24 protein-coding genes are annotated in these 19,607 nt (G+C 67.6%); 15 read left to right on the top strand and 9 right to left on the bottom strand.

Going from position 1 to position 19,607, the window contains the following annotated elements:
- From ACFVWR_RS07955 to ACFVWR_RS07985, 7 genes are all read left to right on the top strand, one after another.
- Complete coding sequence (locus ACFVWR_RS07955) at positions 1–888, top strand: metal ABC transporter permease (protein WP_387209972.1); 888 nt, start codon at positions 1–3, stop codon at positions 886–888.
- 9 nt (positions 889–897) lie between these two features.
- The gene (locus ACFVWR_RS07960) at positions 898–1,290 is read left to right on the top strand and encodes a Fur family transcriptional regulator (RefSeq protein WP_387209816.1); all 393 of its coding nucleotides are present in this window, start codon (positions 898–900) and stop codon (positions 1,288–1,290) included.
- A gap of 187 nt (positions 1,291–1,477) precedes the next feature.
- Positions 1,478–1,714, top strand: a complete 237-nt coding sequence (gene rpmB / locus ACFVWR_RS07965) for a 50S ribosomal protein L28 (protein WP_055857759.1) — start codon at positions 1,478–1,480, stop codon at positions 1,712–1,714.
- The gene (gene rpmG / locus ACFVWR_RS07970; protein ID WP_085367414.1) at positions 1,714–1,881 is read left to right on the top strand and encodes a 50S ribosomal protein L33; all 168 of its coding nucleotides are present in this window, start codon (positions 1,714–1,716) and stop codon (positions 1,879–1,881) included. Before rpmB ends, rpmG begins: the two co-directional genes overlap by 1 nt.
- A 4-nt stretch (positions 1,882–1,885) precedes the next feature.
- Complete coding sequence (gene rpsN / locus ACFVWR_RS07975) at positions 1,886–2,191, top strand: 30S ribosomal protein S14 (RefSeq protein ID WP_387209819.1); 306 nt, start codon at positions 1,886–1,888, stop codon at positions 2,189–2,191.
- Positions 2,192–2,428: 237 nt separating this feature from the next.
- Positions 2,429–2,716: an HU family DNA-binding protein gene (locus ACFVWR_RS07980; RefSeq protein ID WP_387209821.1), complete on the top strand. Its 288-nt coding sequence runs from the start codon at positions 2,429–2,431 to the stop codon at positions 2,714–2,716.
- A 165-nt stretch (positions 2,717–2,881) separates the two neighbouring features.
- Entirely contained in the window at positions 2,882–4,795 is a 1,914-nt protein-coding gene (locus tag ACFVWR_RS07985; RefSeq protein ID WP_387209974.1) for a cytochrome c oxidase assembly protein, read from the top strand.
- A gap of 53 nt (positions 4,796–4,848) precedes the next feature.
- On the opposite strand, the gene ACFVWR_RS07990 is transcribed toward ACFVWR_RS07985, so the two are convergent.
- A complete protein-coding gene (locus ACFVWR_RS07990; RefSeq protein ID WP_387209823.1) occupies positions 4,849–5,922 on the bottom strand; it encodes a hypothetical protein in 1,074 nt (357 codons plus the stop codon).
- A 91-nt stretch (positions 5,923–6,013) separates the two neighbouring features.
- Between ACFVWR_RS07990 and ACFVWR_RS07995 the strand changes: the two genes are divergently transcribed.
- Together ACFVWR_RS07995 and ACFVWR_RS08000 are read left to right on the top strand one after the other, a co-directional pair.
- Positions 6,014–7,300 (top strand): ATP-dependent RecD-like DNA helicase, encoded by a 1,287-nt coding sequence (locus ACFVWR_RS07995; protein ID WP_387209825.1) that lies wholly within the window; start codon positions 6,014–6,016, stop codon positions 7,298–7,300.
- Positions 7,301–7,320: 20 nt separating this feature from the next.
- Positions 7,321–7,680: an FHA domain-containing protein gene (locus ACFVWR_RS08000; protein ID WP_387209827.1), complete on the top strand. Its 360-nt coding sequence runs from the start codon at positions 7,321–7,323 to the stop codon at positions 7,678–7,680.
- Between the two features lie 12 nt (positions 7,681–7,692).
- Here the strand turns inward: ACFVWR_RS08000 and ACFVWR_RS08005 are convergent, their stop codons facing one another.
- From ACFVWR_RS08005 to ACFVWR_RS08020, 4 genes are all read right to left on the bottom strand, one after another.
- A complete protein-coding gene (locus ACFVWR_RS08005) occupies positions 7,693–8,340 on the bottom strand; it encodes a heme oxygenase (biliverdin-producing) (RefSeq protein ID WP_387209829.1) in 648 nt (215 codons plus the stop codon).
- Between the two features lie 115 nt (positions 8,341–8,455).
- Positions 8,456–9,037, bottom strand: a complete 582-nt coding sequence (locus ACFVWR_RS08010; protein WP_387209831.1) for a hypothetical protein — start codon at positions 9,035–9,037, stop codon at positions 8,456–8,458.
- Between the two features lie 37 nt (positions 9,038–9,074).
- Positions 9,075–9,488 carry a DUF4383 domain-containing protein gene (locus tag ACFVWR_RS08015; RefSeq protein WP_387209833.1) on the bottom strand — a complete coding sequence of 138 codons (414 nt, stop codon included), beginning with the start codon at positions 9,486–9,488 and terminating at the stop codon, positions 9,075–9,077.
- A gap of 104 nt (positions 9,489–9,592) precedes the next feature.
- Positions 9,593–9,889 (bottom strand): DUF2470 domain-containing protein, encoded by a 297-nt coding sequence (locus ACFVWR_RS08020; RefSeq protein WP_387209835.1) that lies wholly within the window; start codon positions 9,887–9,889, stop codon positions 9,593–9,595.
- Between the two features lie 87 nt (positions 9,890–9,976).
- On the opposite strand from ACFVWR_RS08020, the gene ACFVWR_RS08025 reads away from it, so the two are divergent.
- A complete protein-coding gene (locus tag ACFVWR_RS08025) occupies positions 9,977–11,260 on the top strand; it encodes a serine hydrolase domain-containing protein (RefSeq protein ID WP_387209837.1) in 1,284 nt (427 codons plus the stop codon).
- A gap of 606 nt (positions 11,261–11,866) precedes the next feature.
- Here the strand turns inward: ACFVWR_RS08025 and fliW are convergent.
- From fliW to flgN, 4 genes are read right to left on the bottom strand one after another with little or no spacing between them, the layout of a single operon-like run.
- The gene (gene fliW, locus ACFVWR_RS08030; RefSeq protein ID WP_387209839.1) at positions 11,867–12,247 is read right to left on the bottom strand and encodes a flagellar assembly protein FliW; all 381 of its coding nucleotides are present in this window, start codon (positions 12,245–12,247) and stop codon (positions 11,867–11,869) included.
- The gene (gene flgL, locus ACFVWR_RS08035; protein WP_387209841.1) at positions 12,244–13,128 is read right to left on the bottom strand and encodes a flagellar hook-associated protein FlgL; all 885 of its coding nucleotides are present in this window, start codon (positions 13,126–13,128) and stop codon (positions 12,244–12,246) included. Before flgL ends, fliW begins: the two co-directional genes overlap by 4 nt.
- Before the next feature lie 3 nt (positions 13,129–13,131).
- Positions 13,132–14,556: a flagellar hook-associated protein FlgK gene (gene flgK / locus ACFVWR_RS08040; protein ID WP_387209843.1), complete on the bottom strand. Its 1,425-nt coding sequence runs from the start codon at positions 14,554–14,556 to the stop codon at positions 13,132–13,134.
- Between the two features lie 12 nt (positions 14,557–14,568).
- Positions 14,569–15,060: a flagellar export chaperone FlgN gene (gene flgN / locus ACFVWR_RS08045; RefSeq protein ID WP_387209846.1), complete on the bottom strand. Its 492-nt coding sequence runs from the start codon at positions 15,058–15,060 to the stop codon at positions 14,569–14,571.
- 391 nt (positions 15,061–15,451) lie between these two features.
- On the opposite strand from flgN, the gene ACFVWR_RS08050 reads away from it, so the two are divergent.
- The 5 genes from ACFVWR_RS08050 to ACFVWR_RS08070 all read left to right on the top strand — a co-directional run bounded on the left by ACFVWR_RS08050 (position 15,452) and on the right by ACFVWR_RS08070 (position 19,454).
- Positions 15,452–16,264, top strand: coding sequence for a sigma-70 family RNA polymerase sigma factor (locus tag ACFVWR_RS08050; protein WP_387209848.1), 813 nt, complete (start codon positions 15,452–15,454; stop codon positions 16,262–16,264).
- A gap of 93 nt (positions 16,265–16,357) precedes the next feature.
- Entirely contained in the window at positions 16,358–17,191 is an 834-nt protein-coding gene (locus tag ACFVWR_RS08055; RefSeq protein ID WP_387209850.1) for a flagellin, read from the top strand.
- 103 nt (positions 17,192–17,294) lie between these two features.
- Positions 17,295–18,680 (top strand): flagellar filament capping protein FliD, encoded by a 1,386-nt coding sequence (gene fliD, locus ACFVWR_RS08060; protein ID WP_387209852.1) that lies wholly within the window; start codon positions 17,295–17,297, stop codon positions 18,678–18,680.
- Entirely contained in the window at positions 18,677–19,153 is a 477-nt protein-coding gene (gene fliS / locus ACFVWR_RS08065) for a flagellar export chaperone FliS (RefSeq protein WP_387209854.1), read from the top strand. The genes fliD and fliS overlap by 4 nt, the downstream gene beginning before the upstream one ends.
- Positions 19,143–19,454, top strand: coding sequence for a hypothetical protein (locus ACFVWR_RS08070; protein ID WP_387209856.1), 312 nt, complete (start codon positions 19,143–19,145; stop codon positions 19,452–19,454). The genes fliS and ACFVWR_RS08070 overlap by 11 nt, the downstream gene beginning before the upstream one ends.
- The last annotated feature ends 153 nt before the right edge of the window (positions 19,455–19,607 follow it).

The raw sequence follows: 19,607 nt of genomic DNA on the forward strand, positions 1-19,607 counted from the left end.
ATGCATCTCGCCTCCTCCTCCCCCGACCTCTGGTCGCAGTTGTTCAACTTCGCCAACTACGGCGAGCTGCTCGCGCTCGTGAAGAACTCGATCCTCGCGGGCGCCGTGCTGGGCGTCGTCGGCGGGCTGATCGGGGTGTTCGTGATGCAGCGCGACATGGCGTTCGCGGTGCACGGCATCAGCGAACTCTCGTTCGCGGGTGCGGCGGCAGCCCTGCTGTTCGGAGCCAACGTGGTGCTCGGCTCGCTCGCCGGTTCGCTGGTCGCCGCGATCCTGATCGGGCTGCTCGGGGCCAAGGCCAGAGACCGCAACTCGATCATCGCCGTGCTCATGCCGTTCGGCCTGGGCCTCGGCATCCTCTTCCTCGCCCTCTACCCGGGGCGCAGCGCCAACAAGTTCGGCCTGCTGACGGGGCAGATCGTGTCGGTCGACGACCCGCAACTCGGCTGGCTGCTGCTGATCGGCGCCGTGGTCGTGATCGGTCTGCTCGTGGTCTGGCGGCCCCTCACATTCGACAGCCTGGATGCGGATGTCGCCGCCTCCCGCGGCGTGCCGACCCGCTTCGTCTCGCTCGCGTTCATGGTGCTGCTCGGCCTGGCTGTCGCCGTCTCGGTGCAGATCGTCGGCGCGCTGCTGGTGCTGTCGCTCCTCGTCACCCCGGCCGCCGCGGCGATGCGCATCTCGTCGTCGCCGTTGGCCGTGCCGCTCTGGAGCGTCGGGTTCGCGCTGGTCTCGGTGGTCGGCGGAATCATGCTGGCACTCGGCGGTTCACTGCCGATCAGCCCGTACGTGACGACGATCTCCTTCCTGATCTACGTGGTGTGCCGCCTGGTCGGCGCTCGCCGTGGTTCGCGCCGCTCACGGCATCCCGTGAGCCTGGCGGGCTAGGTTGGTGCCGTGAAGCGGAACACCTGGCAGAGAGAAGCCGTTCGCGAGGCGTTGACCTCGACGGAGGGCTTCGTCAGCGCGCAAGGGCTGCACATGACACTGCACGAGACGGGCTCCCCCATCGGCCTGGCCACCGTGTACCGCGCGCTGGCCGATCTGGCCTCCGAAGGCGACGCCGACTCGCTGCAGTCGCCCGACGGCGAGAGCCTCTACCGCGCGTGCACCACGGGCCACCATCACCACCTGATCTGCCGCAACTGCGGCCTGACCGTCGAGATCGAGGCGGATGCGGTCGAACAGTGGGCCCAGGCCGCCGCGGCCGCGCACGGCTTCACCCAGGCACAGCACGTCGTCGACGTGTTCGGCCTCTGCGCGAACTGCTCGCGCGTCGCCGCCGGGTGACCGCGCCGTATGCCCGGCACGGCATTTGGCGGGATGCGCATCCGTCGCGTAGTATTGATGTTTGGCTGAGTGGGCCTCTCCCATTCAGATCGTACGCAAACACCCCCATCCTCGGAAAAAGGGTGTTGAGCGTGCCGACAAGTGACCTTGGGCGGAGCATTCGGCTCCGCGGTATTGGAGAAAAACAATGGCAGCAGTGTGCCAGGTGACTGGAGCCGTTCCCGGCTTCGGACACAACATTTCGCACTCGCACCGGCGCACCAAGCGTCGTTTCGACCCGAACATCCAGAAGAAGACGTACTTCGTTCCGTCGCTTCGCCGTAACGTGACGCTGACCCTGAGTGCCAAGGGCATCAAGGTCATCGACGCCCGTGGCATCGAGTCCGTGGTCAAGGACCTCCTGGCCCGTGGGGAGAAGATCTAATGGCAAAGCAGCAGGACGTACGTCCGATCATCAAGCTTCGTTCGACGGCTGGCACCGGTTACACCTACGTGACCAAGAAGAACCGTCGCAACAACCCCGACCGTCTCGTGCTCAAGAAGTACGACCCCGTAGTGCGCAAGCACGTCGACTTCCGAGAGGAGCGCTAAACACATGGCTAAAACGTCAAAGATCGCCAAGAACGAGCAGCGCAAGGTAATCGTTGAGCGCTACGCCGCGAAGCGCCTCGAGCTCAAGAAGGCCCTCGTCGACCCGAACGGCACCGACGAGTCGCGTGAAGCCGCTCGCGTCGGCCTGCAGAAGCTCCCCCGCGACGCTTCGCCGATCCGCGTGCGCAACCGCGACGCGGTCGACGGCCGTCCGCGCGGAAACCTCAGCAAGTTCGGCATCTCGCGCGTGCGTTTCCGCGACATGGCGCACCGTGGCGAACTGCCCGGCATCACCAAGTCGAGCTGGTAACCCAGCGCGAAAAGCTCTCGAAGGGGCGCACGGCTACGGCCGGGCGCCCCTTTTGCTGTTCTGCACAGATTCGGCCCGAGTCTGAGTAATTCCAGAAATGATGCGGGAATCCGCGTGTTTCCGCGGGTTTCTGATACATTCAAGGCGGTCAAACCGACCAGACGTTACGGCCCGCGTGGCCTCAACCGTTCCACAGAAAAGCTGTAGAAACAGCACAAGGTCCGAGGAGGACACTCAATGGCTGACAAGTCGCTGAACAAGACCGAGCTCGTTGCCGCTATCGCCGCGTCGTCGGGTCAGAGCCAGGCTGCCGTCGGTGGCGTGCTCGACGCTTTCTTCGCCACCGTCGCGGACACCGTCGCCAACGGCGGCAAGGTCACCATCCCGGGCTGGCTCGCCGCCGAGCGCACCGAGACCGCCGCTCGCACGGGCCGCAACCCGCAGACCGGCGCCGAGATCAAGATCCCGGCCGGCCACCGCGTCAAGCTGACCGCCGGCTCGAAGCTCAAGGCTGCCGTCAAGTAGTCTCACCTGCTTCAGAAGGGGACATCGCCGTCGGCGGTGTCCCCTTCGTCGTTCCCCCCTTCCGCTGTGTGCGGCCTCCCAGCGCGCCCCGCGTAGGCTTGGCTGGTGCCCCGAATCGTCCGCGTAGCCGGCCCCGCCGTGCTGCTCATCGTCGCCGTTCTCGCGATGATCGCAGCGCTGGCCTTCGGTGGCGGCGCGGCGGCGCCACTGCTCGCCGATCCCGGTGCTCTTGTGCGCTGGGGCCTGCCGGCGTCGACACTGATCGTGAACCTCAGCGTCGCCGGCGTGATCGGCAGCCTGGTGCTGGCATGCTTCGCCTTCACGCCTGATCGTGAGGAGTACGGCAAGGCGCTCGACTTCGCCGCCGGCGCGGCCGCGGTGATGACGGTCGCTAGCGCGGTCACCGGTCTGTTCACCTTCGTCAGCGTCTCCAACGTGCCCCTCTCGTTCGACGAGACATTCACCAACGGCCTGAGCTCCTTCATCACCAGCGTGTCCATCGGTCAGGCCTGGCTCGGCATCACGCTCATCGCGGCAGCGGTCACGGTGCTCTGCTTCGCCGTGCGCAACCAGACCGCGCTGGTGTTCGTCGCCGCGCTGGCCATCGCATCCATCGTCCCCATGGCTCAGCAGGGGCACAGCGCCGACGCCGCCGGCCACGACGCCGCTGTCACCTCGTTCGGCCTTCACGTTCTTTTCGCCGCGCTCTGGCTGGGCGGTCTGCTCACTCTCGTGATCCTGCGCAAGGCCCTCGACGGTCAGCGGCTGGTCGTCGTTCTCGAGCGCTATTCGTCGATCGCGCTGATCTCCTTCATCGTCGTGGCAGCTTCGGGATACGTGAACGCCGAGCTGCGCGTCGGAACGCTCGCGCAGTTGGCGACACCGTACGGAATACTCGTGCTCGTCAAGGTCGCAGCTCTCGGCGCGCTCGGCCTGTTCGGTGTGCTGCAGCGCCGCTACCTGATCGGCCGGCTGAAGACCAGCCAAAACCGAACCGCGTTCTGGTGGCTGGTGACCGCCGAGCTCGGCTTCATGGGGGTTGCCTCCGGGGTCGCCGCCGCCCTCGCCCGCACCGCCACGCCGGTGGCCGAACAACTGGGTGCCACTCCGACGCCTGCGGAGATCCTCACCGGCCAGAAGCTTCCTCCCGAGCTCACGTTCGACCGCATGTTCCTGAGCTGGAACTTCGACCTGCTGTGGGTTCTCGGATGCGCGTTCGCGCTCTTCTTCTACCTGGCCGGCGTTCACCGTCTGCGCAAGCGCGGCGACAAGTGGCCCATCCACCGCACCATCCTGTGGGTGGCCGGGCTCGTGCTGCTGTTCTACATCACGTCGGGTGGCATCAACGTCTACGAGAAGTACCTGTTCTCGCAGCACATGCTCGCGCACATGGTGCTCACGATGATGGTTCCGCTGCTGCTCGTTCCGGGCGCGCCGGTGACCTTGGCCGCACGCGCGATCCGCAAGCGAACCGACGGCTCCCGCGGCGGCCGCGAATGGATTCTGCTGGCCGTGCACTCGCGCTTCGCCGGCGTCATCTCGAACCCGATCGTGGCGGCGCTGCTCTTCGCCGGCTCGCTGTGGCTCTTCTACTACACGCCGCTGTTCCGCTGGGCGACGACCGACCACATCGGTCACGAGTGGATGGTCACCCACTTCCTCATCACCGGGTACCTCTTCGTTCAGTCGCTCATTGGCATCGACCCGGTCAAGTACCGGCTCGCCTACCCGTTCCGGCTCCTGCTGCTGCTCGGCACGATGGCGTTCCACGCGTTCTTCGGCCTCTCCATCATGACCAACCAGGGTCTGCTGCTCGCCGACTGGTTCGGCGCGATGGGGCGCGTCTGGGGCGCCACGCCGACCGTGGACCAGCAGACGGGAGGGGGCATCGCCTGGAGCGTCGGCGAGATTCCGACGGTGATCCTCGCCATCGTCGTCGCGATCCAGTGGAGCCGCAACGACGACCGCGAGACGAAACGCAGCGACCGCAACGCCGACCGCACCGGTGAGGCGGAGCTCAACGCCTACAACGAACGGCTCGCGAAGCTCGCGCAGCGCGACGGAGCCGGCTCGCGCTGAGCACGGCGCCGTGTGCCGTGGCGCCGTGCCGGGCGCCGTCCCGCTCGGCCGGCTCAGTCCGCGACAGTGATGTCGAGGGCGCCGTCGGGGCGCACGACGATCTTCGACAGCGAGACGGCGAACGGCTCGTCGCTCTCCCGCTGCTCGACCGTGCCGTCGAACAGGGATTGCACGGTCACCGACAGGTGGGCGGCGCCGTCGGCCGCCGGCATGGTCCAGCCGGTCTCCCCAGCCACGATGGTCACCGGCGGGTAGCTCGCGATCTTCCAGGCGGGCTCGCCCTGCACCCGGTCGTCGATGGTGACGCCGAACGGGCATCCGGCCGGCTGAAGCACCCGCTGTTCGGCGCAGGTGTCGAGATAGGAGTCGAGCTGCTTTTCGATCTTCGAGGCGAAGGCGGCGGTCGGGGTCGCCACCACGTTCACCTCGACGGCGCGCCCGGGTGCAGATGCGGTGAGGGTGACGTCGTCCGCCTTGGTGAGGGGGGCGTCGTGACCGAGACGGTAGATGCCCGGGGCGAACACGAGGTAGTCGGCGCTCACAGTGAAGGCGTCCGCCGGCTGGGGCCGAGCGGCCCGCGGCTCGAGCGTGTGGCCCGCGAGAGTGAAGGTGTCCGCGTGCTCGACCGTCACGTGAGCGACGGTGAGAGGCGTCTGGGCGAACCGCCAGGTCGGCAGGATGCCGAGCACCGAGCCGGTCTGCTTCAGGCTGAAACGCGCGGTGATGGGCTGGCCGTCGGCGATGGCGCGCACTTCGACGAGGTGCACGCCGGTGCCGAGGTCGTCGTCGGAGACCAGACGCACCGCCTCGAGCTTCGGCAGCACATCCGTTCGCAGCAGCTCGCGCGACGGTTTCGAGGGCAGCCCGGCGGCCTTCAGGTAGGCGGCTGTCGGGTCGGCCCCGGGCATCCCCATGGCCGCCGAGAGGTCGTGGCGCGCCAGCGACTGCACGTAGGCGGTCGCGAAGCCGCCCGCGCTGTAGAAGGTGCGCTGAACGGCGCCGAGCGCCGCCAGAAAGGCCAGGATCAGAAGAACCGCAAAACCCGACCAGATGAGCAGACCGCGGGTGCGCTCGGAGAGAGCGCCGAGGGGATGCGTCGGCCGACCGTCCTGCTCATCCCCAACCATGAGGCCATCCTATGGGCCTGTGGAGAACGCCTCCTGGCACCCTCGGCCGAGTTAGAGTAGTTCGGCAGGTCGCGCGAGGGAAGGGACTCGGATGAGCCGACTCACCCTCACACCGGAGCAGCAGGCGGTGTTCGATCTCATCGAGCACACGCGCGAGCACGTGTTCGTCACCGGCCGTGCCGGCACGGGAAAATCCACGTTGCTGAACCACCTCGCGTGGAACACCGACAAGTCGCTGGTCATCACCGCCCCGACGGGTGTGGCAGCGCTCAACGTCGGCGGGCAGACGGTGCACTCCCTGTTCCGGCTGCCGATCGGCGTCATCGCCGACCACGACATCGAGCAGAGCGCCGAGCTGCGCAAGGTGCTGAACAGCATCGACACGCTCGTCATCGACGAGATCTCGATGGTCAACGCCGACCTCATGGATGCGATCGACCGCAGCCTCCGGCAGGCCCGCCAGCGCCCGAAAGAGGTGTTCGGCGGCGTGCAGGTCGTGCTCTTCGGCGACCCGTACCAGCTGGCGCCGGTGCCGGGCGATCCGGAGGAGCGGGCGTACTTCACCGACACCTACCGGTCGATGTGGTTCTTCGACGCGAAGGTGTGGGAGCAGGCCGACCTGAAGATCGTCGAGCTGGTGGAGGTGCAGCGCCAGCACGAGGCCGACTTCAAGTACATGCTCAATGCGGTGCGTCATGGGCAGGTCACGAAAGAGATCGCCGATCGTCTCAACGAGACCGGCGCCAGGCCCGCCCCGGAAGACGGCACGATCACACTGGCCACCCGCAACGACACCGTCAACCGCATCAACGCCAGCGCCCTTGCACGGCTCCCCGGTCGCGCCCTCACGGCGAAGGCCGAGGTCAGTGGCGACTTCGGCGGCCGGGCCTTCCCCGCAGACGAGAAACTGGAACTGAAGGTCGGAGCCCAGGTGATGTTCCTGCGCAACGACTCGGGCCAGCAAGACGGCCCGCGCTGGGTGAACGGCACGATCGGCACCGTCACGCGCATCGACTCCAACGTCTACGTCGACGTCGACGGCGAGATCCACGAGGTCGAGCCGGCCATCTGGGAGAAGTTCAAGTACTCATACTCCCCTGCCACCAAGAAGCTGACGAAAGACGTCGTCGCCGAGTTCACCCAGTTTCCGCTGCGCCTCGCCTGGGCGGTGACCATCCACAAGTCGCAGGGTAAGACCTACGATTCCGCGATCGTCGACCTGGGCCATCGCGCGTTCAGCCCGGGGCAGACGTATGTGGCGCTCAGCCGGATCACGTCGCTCGCTGGGCTCTATCTCACGCGTCCTCTCCGGCCGAGCGACATCATGGTCGACCCGGATGTGGAGCGCTTCATGCGCGTGCAGGCACGGCAAAGCTGAATCGATCGATCGGAGAACAGATGGCGCAGACCTTCGTGCTGGACTTCAGCGACGGCCGGCGGATCGAGACGAGCGGTGAGGGCGTGGTGGGGCGCATCCCGTCGGTGCACACGCCGGGAACCGAGTTCGACGATCCGGCGCACATCCAGCTCATCACCGTCGACGACGACACGAAATCGGTCTCCCGCGCTCATCTCGCGTTCGGTCAGTACGACCGAATCTTCTGGGTGATGGACCTCGGCTCGGCGAACGGCACCACGATCGAATATCCCGGCGACGGTGCGTACGCGTGCGATCCGAAGACGCGTCACGAGGTCGAGCCGGGGTCGGTCGTGCGCTTCGGGCGGGCATCCTTCGCCCTCAGCGCCCGCACGGCCTGAGGTCGGCAGCTGTCAGGCGGCGGCCTTCGCCAGGGCGAGGTCTTCGAAGAGCTCGGTGTTGAAACGGTAGGCGAGGATGACCTCGTCGATCACGCGCTCGCGCTCGGCTTCCGACCAGTCGACGGCGTCGAGCTGCGCCCGGTAGACGTCTTTGAACTCGCGGGGTTTCGCGATTTCGGCGAACAGGTAGAACCCGACCCCGTTGGTCTCGAAGCCGAACTGTCGCTGCATGAGTGTGCGGATGATCTGGCCGCCCGACAGGTCGCCGAGGTACCGCGTGTAGTGGTGAGCGATGAACCCGCCGGGCCACGTGGCGCCGACCGTGCGGATGCGGTCGACGTAGCGCACGGTGGTGGGCAACGGGGTGACCAGGTCGCGCCAGTCCGGCCCGAGCAGAAACTCGAGATCGGCCACGATTGCGGGCAGCCGGGTGAGCTTGGGGGTGATGAAGGTCGCCGCGACCTCGTTGTCGCGCATGAGCGCCGCCGCGGCCTCGAGAGCCTCGTAGATGAAATAGTGCTGCGCGACGAGGGCGATGTAGTCGTCGCGGGTTCCCTTGCCGCTCATCAGGTCTTGCATGAACTCGGCACCCTCGCTCGATCCGTGGTCGGTGCGGGTTCGTTCGCGCAGAGCTTGCGAGAAGGGGATGATGTCGGCCACGATGCTCCTGAGGTCGATGAGGTAAGGCTTGCCTAAGTTCGGTTCACCTCAGCATAGGGGAGCGGCGTGAAAAAGCGAACCCCCGCCGGCGACCGGGAAAGCATCGGCCTGAGGATCAGTGGTGACCGCCGTGCTGCAGGTGCACATCGACGGCGGCGACCCCTGCATCCGTCACTCCGAGGGCCGGGATCGTCACGCCGCACACCACGGCTGCGCTCAGGGCCAGAGAGAGCACGAACCGCCCGGCGCCGGTGTTCTGCGGTGCGGGCCGGTTGCGGCGCAGCAGCACCGCGACCGTGAGTGAGATCGCGACGTCGAGGAGCGAGGCCACACCCAGAGGGAGCGGTGGGAGTGCCAGAACCGTTCCTGCCTCGGTTGTGGCGCCGACGGTTGCGATCGCCGCCCAGGCGCCGACGGGCACCAGGGCGAGAAACAGCGAAGCCTTGAGCGCCGGCGGCTGATCGCGGGCGAGGGTCGCGGCGGCCCAGGCCAGCTCCGCGGCCCCGATCGCCAGCAAGACGATCAGGGCCGGGAGAGGGGCGCTCGCCGCGAGAGCTGCGTGCAACAGCGCCGCGCCGAGTGCCGCCACGGCGAGCCAGGCCCGCGCGGCCGGCGGCACGATCGACGTCGTCGGCAACGACTTCGCTCGTGCGACGTCGGTCGCGGCTACGGGCGCCCCCAGGGATGTCCCCAGCATGGTGTTGTTCCTCCGGCTCGCCGTGGTGGTCAGGTGGCTAGGCGACGGCGGACTTGGCGCGAACCGTGCGGTCTGCGCCGAGGCCGACACCGAGCAGCACGATGGCGCTCACGAGGTGCAGGAAGTGGTCGGGCGTGTTGAGTGCGAGGATGTTCGCGCCCGTGCCGACCAGGAAGAACCCGACGATGCCGAGCAGCAGGTACACGGCGCCGACGGTGGTGTTCGTCGCCTTGGCCGCGGCGACGCGGGTGAGGCCGGCGATCAGCAGTGCGGCGCCGATCAGCAGGTGCGCGATGTTGTGCAGCGGGTTGACCTCGAAGATTCCGAGGAGCAGGCCACCCTTCGTGGCGACGAAGCCGACCCCACCGGTGACAGCGAAGCCCAGCAGGCCGACGAGGATGTAGACGGCGCCGAATATCGTGGCGACCAGGCGATTCGGTGAAGTGCTCATGGCAGGTTCCCTCCTAGTGGATGAGCGCGACGGTCGTCGTGTTCATCAGATAATTCGGAGGATGGCCCGCATCGGATTGGATGGGAAGGCCATTGAACGCGGCCTCAGTCTGTGCGTGGCTCGACACCCAGCTGTCTGCAGGCTGTGCGGTAGAGAACGACGACCGCTTTGCGGATGTCGGCGCGCTCGGCCACCGGGATCGGCCACTCGACCTTCAGCTCCGAATCCTCGGCGCCCGAGCGCACCGCCCAGACACCGCCCACCGAGTCGAGCGCGGTCATGGTGGCGTCGGTCGCATCCGGAGCGCCGTTCGCACGCACGATCACCAGGTTGTCGTCGCGGTGATCGGTGTTCATGTGCCGCAGCACGGCATCGATGATCTCGGGGCTGAAGTTCTGCATGATCTCGATCGTAAGGGTGACGAGGTGCGCCCGGGGCAGCGGTTAGAATCCTTGAACAGGGCACCACGACCATCGGGGGATGGCTTCATGCGACAACGGGCAGGCGGAAAGAGGCGGGCGACCGTCGCCGTTCTGGCGAGCGTGATCGCACTCATCCTCACCGGCTGCACGCCTTACGCGAATGCCGGCACCAAGCTGCCGGATCAGGTGGCGGGGAGCTTCTCGGCCGACGTCAAGGGCAGACTCGACGCCGCGGTCACGGATGCGATGACCCAGTCGGGGTCGTCGGCAGCGATGGTGGGCGTGTGGGCGCCGTGGGCGGGTAGCTGGGTGGCCGGCAAAGGCACCACGGCGGTGAAAGGCGGCACCAAAGTCACCCCCGACATGTCGTTCCGCATCGCCGAGAACACCATGCCGATGACCTGTACCGTGCTTCTCGGCCTTGTGGACGACGGCACAGTCAAGCTCGATGACCAGGTGCTCAAATACCTTCCCGGGTTCGTGGGAGTGGACGGCGTGACCTTGCGCGAGTTGTGTCAGAACACGTCGGGTCTCGGTGACTACGGGCCCATCCTGAACCGCATCTTCGTGAACAACCCCACGCGCCAGTGGCCCGCGCTCGAGCTGGCGAGCGACGGGATCGCGGCGCCGGCCGTCGGCAAACCCGGCGAGAAGTTCGGCCTGGCCGCGACCAACTACATCCTGCTCGGAATGGCGCTCGAGAACGCCTCAGGGTCGAGCTGGCAGGAGCTCTACAAGAAGTACATCTTCAGCAGGCTCGGGATGTCGTCGACGTACCTGCCGGCCTCCAGCGACCTGACACTGACCGGTGCGCACCCGGTGGGCTACGCCACCGCCATCGACGCCTCCGGGCACGCGATCTGCGGAACCGTCACCGACGTCAGTGCTCTCTCGCCCTCGATGGGATGGACGGCTTTCGGTGCGGTCTCGACGGTCTCCGACCTCAAATCGTTCTCACAAGCGCTCGCCACGGGCTCCCTGCTGTCGAAGCAATCGGCGAAGGCGCAGGTCGACGGCATCTCGGTGGGTGCGGCCTGGCGCGAATACGGTCTCGGCGTGTCGATGCTGGGGCCGATGCGAGGAAGCGTCGGCGCCATCCCCGGATACCTGTCCGCAGCGTTCAGCGACCCGGTCTCAGGGTTGACCGTCGTGGTGGCGCTCAACAACTCGAGTTCAGGCGAAGTCTTCATCCAGTCGCTCGCCCAGCGGTTGATCTCGATCGCGGCCAAGGCGCCGGCCAAGCAGAAGGGCGCGAAAGTCGTCGCCGGGCTGCCCTGGTCGGAAGAGCAGGCCGTAGCGGAGCTGAAGCGCTCCACGGTGTGCGCGCCGGCGGCGGCACCGGCGAAGTAGGCGGAGGCGGGGCTTCCGCCGCGCGCTCGCGGCCTGTTTCGGCTCGTCCCAGCTTGTTCCGGCTGCCGAGCGTGGCACTTTCTGCCGACTGTGGCCACTCCGGTCGAGCGTGGCCGCTCTGCCAGCCACACTCGACCGGATCGGGCACGTTCGATCGCAAGAGCATCCCTCGATGCGAACGGGCACGCCCGACCGGAACGGCCGCGTTCGATCAGCGGGAGCGCGTCGATGTGTGTCGCGCTGGTGGGATGCCCGGTCGGCGAGAGTGGCACTCCGACCGAGTGTGGCTGGTGCGGTCGAGTGTGGCCGCTGTGCCTGGCACATTCGACCGGAACGGGCACGTTCGATCTGAAGGGGCACGCTCGGTCGGAACGGCCACTCTCGATCGAGGTGAGCAGTCTCGACCGGAACGGATGGGCCCGATTGGGAGGGTGTGCCGATACGAGTCGCGCTGAGAGGATGCCCAGTCCAGTGAATGTGGCACATCCGACCGAGTGTGGCTGGTGCGGTCGAGTGTGGCTGCTGTGCCTGGCACATTCGACCGGAACGGGCACGCTCGATCTGAGCGGCGCGAGCGGCGCGAGCGCGGCGGCGGCGGCGGCGCGGCTAGACGCCGGCGAGGGCGGCGAGCTCGGCGCGCACGGGGAAGTCGTCGTCGAGCACGAGCTGGAGGCTCGCGCCGGTGTGGCGGTTGATGAGCACGGGGGCGAGGAGGTTCACGGTGCTGCCCTCGCGTGACGGGCTCACGACCACGAGTGCGAGCACGTCGTCGGCGGTGGCGACGCCGATCTCGGCGGCCCGGTCGTCGGGGACCTCGGGGGAGTAGCCCGGGAGGTGCTGGGCGACGTCGATCGCGAAGATGCGGATCTCGGGGCGCTCCAGCGACTGCAGCGTGTAGAGGCCGGTGGCGCCGTCGACGGCGGCCAGCTCGAACTCTCGCAGGGGCTCGAGTCCGGGCGGCGGGGTGACGAAATCGAGTGCGGTCATCGGAGGAAATCCATCAGGGTCGGCTGAAGAACGCGGGCCGTCACGGCGATCGCGGTCTGGTAGTTCACGTCTTGCGTCTTGAGGTCGAGCAGCACTTTGCTGAGATCGACGTCTTCGAGGCTGGAACGCTGGGCTTCGAGAGAGTTGGCGCTCACGGCGATGGTGTCCTTGGCCTTGTCGATGCGGGTCTGCCGCCCGCCGATCTCTGCGTGCTCTCCCACGATTGCCTTCATCCGGTCGTCGATCTGCGCAAGACGCGTCCCGACGTTGACTCCCGAGCGCAGGTCGCTCGAGATGTTGTCGATGAGGGCGAAGACAGACGACGCGCCGGTTCCGAAGACCGCCGCACCGTCGGCATCCACTCGCACCGTGGTGTCGGGGCCGATTCTGCGTTCGACTGTACTCCCGACTGCGCCGGTGAAACTGTAGTCGGGCTGGAACGCCACGCCGGCATCCGAGTTGCCCGCGAAGATGTTGCGTCCGAGCAGGCTCGTGTTCGACAGGGAGAGCAGACTCTGCTTGAGGCCGTCGAGCTCGGTCGCCAGAGCTTCCTTCGCCTCGGGGGAGAGGGATCCGTCGCTGGCGCCCTGCACGGTGAGGTCGCGCACGCGCTGCACGATGCTCTCCACCGAACTGAGCGTCGAGTCAGCCGTGGTGAGCCAGGCGTCGCCGTTGTCGGCGTTGCGGGCGTACTGCGTGGTGGCACTCTGGTCGGCGCGCACACCGAGGGCGCTCGCCGTGGCCGTGGGGTCGTCGGACGGCTTGGTGAGCTGCCGGCGACTCGTGGCCTGGTCGTAGAGCAGAGCCTGGCGTTGCAGGTTCGCCTGCAGGTTGTGTTGCGCGTTGAGCGCCTGCGTTGCGTTGGTGACGCGGGTGAACACGGGTTACCTCCCGACCAATCCGGTGTGGTTGATGAGTACGTCGAGAGCTTCGTCGACGGCGGTCATGACTCGGGCGGCGCCCTGGTATGCGTGCTGGAAGGCCAGCAGGTTCATGTTCTCCTCGTCGAGGTCGACGGAGGAGTTGGCCAGCTGCGAGTTCACGGCCGAGGTCGTGGCCAGGTCGGCGAGATCGGACTGCTGGTTCTCTGTCTTGCTGGCGACGCCGACGCGCACCACGAAAGACGACCAGAGCTTGTCGACCGCACCGGGCCCGGTGCCGAGCTGGGAGATGGCGTCGGCGACGCTGCCGTTCTTGCCGCCGGCTCCGGGGGTGCTCGCAGCGATCTGGTCCACCCCGGTGGGCACCACCGAGATGCCGAGCGCCGCAGGCTTTGAGGCGTCGATCGCGAAGAAGTCGAGCCCGGTCGCCCCCGACGGGGTGGCGCCGGTGCGGTGCACGTCGTTCACCTTCTGGGCGAGGGTGACCGCGAACGTGTTGTAGCTGGCGGCGGCCTCGGCGAGAACCCCGCCGGTTCCGGATGCGTCAGCCGGGGCGAGCGTCGAGAGGGCACCGGAGATGGCTCCGCCCTCCATCGCGATGGCCGTTCCGGGTCCCTTCGCCCATTCGAGGCGCACCGGGTCGCCGGTCGCGTCGGCGAGCTGGCGGGAGCCCGCGGCCTGCACGGCGTTGAAGTCGGTGCCCGAGACGATGGCGTTGCCGCCGATGAGCACATCCACGGTGCCGTCCTGCTTCGGAACGACCACGCCGCCGGAGAGGTTGGCGATGCTGGTGGTGAGCAGGTCGCGGCGGTCGATGAGCTCGTTCGCCGAACCTCCCGCGGCGAGCGTCGACCGGATGCGACCGTTGAGGTCGGCCACCTCGCTGGCGGCGGTGTTCAGGTCGGAGACCATTCCGTCGACGCTCGTGCGCAGCGCGGACCACTGGCCGTCGACGGCGCGGTACCCCTGCGACAGCTGGGTGACCAGCGTCGCCGCCTGCCCGAGCAGCGCGCCGGCCGGGGCGGACTCGCCGGCCTGGTTGGAGACATCCGACCAGGCGCTCCAAAACTTCTGCAGCTGGGTGGAGAGGCCGTTGGTTCCCGGCTCGTTGAGCGACGCTTCGAGGGTGGCGAGAGCGGTCGCGCGGGTTCCGGAGTAGCCGGAGAGCGCGGTGGTGGTGCGAACGCGGGCGTCGAGGCCCGCATCCCCGAGCCGCTGGATGCCGTCGACGCTGACGCCCTGACCCGGGCGCACTCCGCCGGTGAAGAGTCCGGCGTTGCTCAGTGCGGTGACGCCCGAGGTCACGACGCGCTGGCGGGTGTAGCCCGCCGTGCCTGCGTTGGCGATGTTCTGGCCGACCACGTCGAGGCCGGTCTTGGCCGCGACGAGGCCGGTGTACGCGGTGTTCAGGCCGCTGAAAGTGCTCATTCGGTGTTCGACCTACGCTTCCGTGTCGAAGAATCGGGCGCCGGATGTTCCGGGCCGGCTCTCGCCGCCGGCTCCGTAGATGCCGGGGTCGCCGCCGGTGGACAGACCGCTCAGCGTCTCCTGGGTGGAGCGCGCGGCTTCGCGGAGCAGGCGTTCGTTGATGTCGCGCACCTCGGCGATCTGGCCGGTGAGCTCGGTCATGGCGGTGAGGTGCGAGGAGAAGATGTCGGCCCAGATTCCGTCGGGGGCGGCAGCGGCGAGCTCACGGAGGGTCGAGTCGGGGCTGATGCCCCACTCGTCGGCGAGGGATGCGACCTCGACGGTGCGGGCGAGGCCGACGGAGCGCATCCGCTCCATGACCTGTTCCACCTCGCGGGTGGCGTGCGAGATCCAGCGCGACTTGCCGGCGGTGAGCAGCAGCTGCTCCTCCTCGAGCTTGAAGAGCAGCAGCTCCAGCAGCTCGCGTTCCTTCCAGAGTTGCGCTGACAGTTCGCTCGCGGCCATGTCGCTACCAACTTCCTCGTGAGTAGAAGTGCGCACCTGGTCCCCTCGGGTTCTTCGAACGAGCAGAACGCTCGCTGTCGAAGGGAACAATCGGCACCGTTGGGCACGATGTTAGGGCTCCGAGCCCGTGAAATCACTGAAGTCCTTATCGCTTTTCGCAGGAGGGCTGATATCCCCGGTACTGGGGGTAGGGACAGCCCCGTAGTGGGGGCACCGGATACAAGTATTCGTGGGCCGGGGATTGTTACCGTGAACACCGAGAAAGACCCCTAGCGCCTGTTCGACACCCGATCCCAGTCGAACATCCACAGAACCACCCGAGCCCACCCGCGTGACGTCGCATTCCGGACGAATCGTGGACGCTCGGCGAATCCAGACAGGGGTCGCTCGCGTGAACCGCACAGAACGCAACACGCTCGTCGTAGAGAACCTGCCGCTCGTCGGCTACCTGGTCTCCGACCTTTGCGCGCGGGCGACGCACCTCTCCCGCGACGACCTCGCCTCGGCCGGCGCCGTGGCCCTCGTGACCGCCGCCAACGCCTTCGACCCGACCCTCGGCATTCCGTTCGGCGCTTACGCCCGCACCAGGATCGTCGGAGCGTTCGCGGACGAGATGCGTGCGAGCGACTGGGCGACGCGCTCGGCCCGCAAGCGCATCAAAGAGACCATGGCCGTGCAGGAGAGCCTCACCGCCGGCCTCGGCCGCACGCCCACGGTCGAGGAGATCGCGAACGCTCTGGGCGTCGACAGGGAGACGGCCGTCGCCGGGCTCTCCGACGCATCCCGCACCGTGACGACCATCGACGAGACCACGGAGGCCTTCTTGGTCTCCGAGGCGGCCTCGCCCGAAGAGGCGTTGCTCGCCGGTGAGCAGACGGCGTACATCCGGGCGGCCGTCGAGGCTCTGCCGGAGCGGATGCGCTACGTCGTCGAGGCGATCTACTTCGACGACCGCACCGTCACCGAGATCGCCGGCGAACTGGGCATCACCCACTCGGCCGTGTCGCAGCAGCGGTCGGAGGCCATCCGTCTCATGCGTGAGGGCATGGCCACCCACTACGCCGACGAGGGAGACCCCGCGGTCATCGAAGCCAAGACCTCGCAGGCCCGCCGCAGCGCCTACCTCGCCCGGCTCGCGCAGCACGCGGTCGCCAATGTCGCCCGGCTCTCGTCGCAGCCGACGAGCGCGCGCAACGCATCTTGAGAACGTCCTAACGGCCACGCAGAAACGGCCGATAGGCATTGATGTCGCCCACGGATGGGCGGCGCAAGAACCCAATCATGGAGGAAAGCAATCATGGGTATGCAGATCAACACCAACATCACGGCCAACAACGCCTACCGCAACCTGAACAACACGCAGAGCGATCTCTCGAAGTCGCTCGAGAAGCTGTCCAGTGGTCTCCGCATCAACCGTGCGGCTGACGACGCGGCCGGTCTGGCCATCTCCGAGGGCCTGAAGTCGCAGGTCGGCGGTCTCACCGTCGCCGCCCGCAACGCTCAGGACGGCATCAGCGTCGTGCAGACCGCTGAAGGCCAGCTCACCGAGGTGCACTCGATCCTGCAGCGCGTGCGCGACCTGGCTGTCCAGGCAGGTAACGACTCGAACAACACCGACTCGCGCGCGGCGATCAAGACCGAGGTCGACCAGCTGCAGAAGGAGCTCACCCGCATCTCGGGCGACGCGAACTTCAACGGCATCAAGCTGCTCGACGGCTCCAACGCGACGCTGACCTTCCAGGTGGGCGCCGGCTCCGTTGCCGCCAACGACCAGATCGCGGTCGACCTCTCGGGTGCCAACGTCGCGACCGTCGCCACCGCGGTGGGCGCGCTCACGTTCGACACCGCGGCCAACGCGCTCACCTCGATCGCTGCTCTGGACACCCAGATCACGAACGTGTCGACCGCTCGCGCCAACCTCGGTGCCGTTCAGAACCGCTTCGAGAGCACCATCCGCAGCCTGAACGTCTCCAAGGAGAACCTGTCGGCCGCGTCGTCGCGGATCACCGATACCGACATGGCGGAGGAGATGGTGAAGTACACCCGCTCCAACATCCTGTCGCAGGCAGGCACGGCGATGCTCGCTCAGGCGAACCAGTCGGGCCAGGGCGTTCTGCAGCTGCTCCGCTAGTAGTCGGGTGGCCGGGATGCGGAACCCCAAAACGCATCCCGGCCCCCACCATCCGGCGCGCTGAGCGCGCCATCCGCACCACCGGCCGAGGAGGGAGACCCGCATGGGCATGGCTGTCGACGGGCTGATCAGTGGGCTCAACACCACCGACCTGATCAACCAGCTGATGCAGGCGGAGGCGATTCCGCAGACGCTTCTGAAGAGCAAGGTCACCGACTCCACCACCTACATCACGGCGATGCAGGCGCTCAACTCGAAGATCGCGGCTCTCACGGATGCGGCCGGCAAGACGGCGAAGCCGGCCGGCGTCGACCTGCACACCGCCACCAGCAGCTCCACCTCCGTCACCGTCACCGCGGGCGTCGGGGCCACCGACGGGACCATCGACTTCACCGTCGACAAGGTCGCCCAGTCGCAGGTCACAGTGAGCGGTCCGCTCACCCAGTGGCCCGACCAGCCTCCCGTTCTCACGTTCGTCGCCGCCGACGGAACGATGAAGCAGGTGACGGCCAGCAGCTCGTCCATCGCCGACGTCGCAGCGGCCATCAACAAGGCCGGCGTCGGTGTCAGCGCTACACGCGTCGCGGCCGGTCTCGACCCGGCGACGGGCGATCAGCTGTATCGGCTGCAGCTCTCCTCCGCGAAGACCGGAGCCGCCGGCGGGTTCACCGCCTACCGCGGCACCACGGCCGACGTCACGGCCGGAACCGCCACCGATCTCCTCACCGAGCCGGGCGCTGCGCAGGTGCGGGCCGCGCAGGATGCGCAACTCACCCTGTGGGCGGGCACCGGCGCCGCGCAGGTCGTCACCTCGGCGACCAACACGTTCACGGATGTGCTGCCGGGCGTCTCGCTGAGCGTCTCCGCCGCATCCACCACTCCGGTCACGCTGACCGTGGCGCGCGACGACACCGCGCTCGCGGCCGTGGCGAGCTCGCTCGTCAGCACCCTGAACGACATCTTCACCTACATCGACCAGAAGCAGGCCGTGTCGACCACGACCAACGCCACCGGCGGAACGGTCGTGACCGCGGGGGCGTTCACCGGCGATTCGACCGTGCGCGACGCGACCTCGAAACTGACCGCTGCCGCCCAGGCCCCGCTCGACGGTGTGTCGCCGTCGACCTACGGCATCGTCGTGGCGAGCGATGGGTCCATCTCGCTCGACAAGGACAAGTTCGCGGCCGCGCTCGCCGCCGACCCGGACAAGACCAAGGCCGCGTTGCAGGCCATCGCGGGCCGGGTCGCCGACGCCGCCGGCATGGTCAGCGACAAGTACGACGGCACCATCACGACCAAGATCGCGGGCGAGCAGAAGACCGTCAAGGGTTTGAACGGCCAGATCAGCGATTGGGATCTGCGGCTGTCCGACCGCCGCGCATCCCTGGAGAAGACGTATGCCACCCTCGAAGTTAACCTGCAGAAGCTGCAGTCCCAGTCGTCGTGGCTGACCGGCCAGCTCGCCTCTCTCTCGACGAGTTCGTCATGAGCCTTCTGAACGGCGCCGCCGCCAAGCTCTCCCAGTACAACCGGGATGCGGTGCTCTCCGCCTCGCCCGCCCGCCTGCTCACCATGCTCTACGACCGTCTCGTGCTCGACCTCGAACGCGCCGCCGGCGCCCTCGGCGAGCAGAACTGGTCGACGGCGTGGGAGAACCTGCGTCACGCCGACCAGATCGTCGCCGAACTGGCGTCGTCGCTCCGGCTCGACGTGTGGGACGGCGCGGATGGGCTCCTCCAGCTCTACACCTACGTGGCGGAGCTCATCGTCTCCGGCAACATCGACCGCGACGCCGGCAAGGTGCGCGAGGCGATCGAACTCATCGAACCGCTGCGTCAGACCTGGCACGAGGCTGCGGCTCAACTGCCTGCCGCCGGCGCGAAGGCGGCCGGGGGATACGGCGCATCCGGATACGCGGGGGCTTCGTCCGCACTCGGCGAGAGGGATCTCGGTGTCGCTTGAGGCGGCTGTCGACGACGGCGATCGCGTGCGCGACTGGCAGGATGCGCTGAGCCGCGTCGAGGAGGACCTGCAGCTCGCGGTCGCCCAGGCGGACCCGCTGCCGTGGCATCCGCCGTCCGCACTCGGCCCGATTCCGGCCGAATTGGTGGAGCGCGCAACGCGCCTGCTCGAGGCTCAGCAACACACGATCCGCTATCTCGAGGATGTGCGCCGCACCACCGCGAAGCATCTCGCCGCGGTGCGCTCGACGGCGCAGGCCGACGCGAACGCGCATCCGGTGTACTTCGATCTGATGGGTTGATCCGCCTGTATTCACAGGGCCGTCTCCGGCCTGTGGATAACGTTGTGAACAACTCGTGGATGAGAAGCCCCCGGGTGTGGAGGACACGCGCGGGATGCCGATTCCCCGCCGGGCGCGTCGCTGCGAATCTACCCCCTGACCAGGCATAATTTC

It is taken from the genome of Leifsonia sp. NPDC058292 (assembly GCF_042880955.1).
Taxonomy (GTDB): Bacteria; Actinomycetota; Actinomycetes; order Actinomycetales; family Microbacteriaceae; genus Leifsonia.

Coding starts and splice junctions, on each gene's coding strand:
- ACFVWR_RS07955 (WP_387209972.1), top strand. CDS start 1: ATGCATCTCGCCTCCTCCTCCCCCGACCTCTGGTCGCAGTTGTTCAAC.
- rpmB (WP_055857759.1), top strand. CDS start 1,478: ATGGCAGCAGTGTGCCAGGTGACTGGAGCCGTTCCCGGCTTCGGACAC.
- rpmG (WP_085367414.1), top strand. CDS start 1,714: ATGGCAAAGCAGCAGGACGTACGTCCGATCATCAAGCTTCGTTCGACG.
- rpsN (WP_387209819.1), top strand. CDS start 1,886: ATGGCTAAAACGTCAAAGATCGCCAAGAACGAGCAGCGCAAGGTAATC.
- ACFVWR_RS07980 (WP_387209821.1), top strand. CDS start 2,429: ATGGCTGACAAGTCGCTGAACAAGACCGAGCTCGTTGCCGCTATCGCC.
- ACFVWR_RS07985 (WP_387209974.1), top strand. CDS start 2,882: ATGATCGCAGCGCTGGCCTTCGGTGGCGGCGCGGCGGCGCCACTGCTC.
- ACFVWR_RS07990 (WP_387209823.1), bottom strand. CDS start 5,922: ATGGTTGGGGATGAGCAGGACGGTCGGCCGACGCATCCCCTCGGCGCT.
- ACFVWR_RS07995 (WP_387209825.1), top strand. CDS start 6,014: ATGAGCCGACTCACCCTCACACCGGAGCAGCAGGCGGTGTTCGATCTC.
- ACFVWR_RS08000 (WP_387209827.1), top strand. CDS start 7,321: ATGGCGCAGACCTTCGTGCTGGACTTCAGCGACGGCCGGCGGATCGAG.
- ACFVWR_RS08010 (WP_387209831.1), bottom strand. CDS start 9,037: ATGCTGGGGACATCCCTGGGGGCGCCCGTAGCCGCGACCGACGTCGCA.
- ACFVWR_RS08015 (WP_387209833.1), bottom strand. CDS start 9,488: ATGAGCACTTCACCGAATCGCCTGGTCGCCACGATATTCGGCGCCGTC.
- ACFVWR_RS08020 (WP_387209835.1), bottom strand. CDS start 9,889: ATGCAGAACTTCAGCCCCGAGATCATCGATGCCGTGCTGCGGCACATG.
- ACFVWR_RS08025 (WP_387209837.1), top strand. CDS start 9,977: ATGCGACAACGGGCAGGCGGAAAGAGGCGGGCGACCGTCGCCGTTCTG.
- fliW (WP_387209839.1), bottom strand. CDS start 12,247: ATGACCGCACTCGATTTCGTCACCCCGCCGCCCGGACTCGAGCCCCTG.
- flgK (WP_387209843.1), bottom strand. CDS start 14,556: ATGAGCACTTTCAGCGGCCTGAACACCGCGTACACCGGCCTCGTCGCG.
- flgN (WP_387209846.1), bottom strand. CDS start 15,060: ATGGCCGCGAGCGAACTGTCAGCGCAACTCTGGAAGGAACGCGAGCTG.
- ACFVWR_RS08055 (WP_387209850.1), top strand. CDS start 16,358: ATGGGTATGCAGATCAACACCAACATCACGGCCAACAACGCCTACCGC.
- fliD (WP_387209852.1), top strand. CDS start 17,295: ATGGGCATGGCTGTCGACGGGCTGATCAGTGGGCTCAACACCACCGAC.
- fliS (WP_387209854.1), top strand. CDS start 18,677: ATGAGCCTTCTGAACGGCGCCGCCGCCAAGCTCTCCCAGTACAACCGG.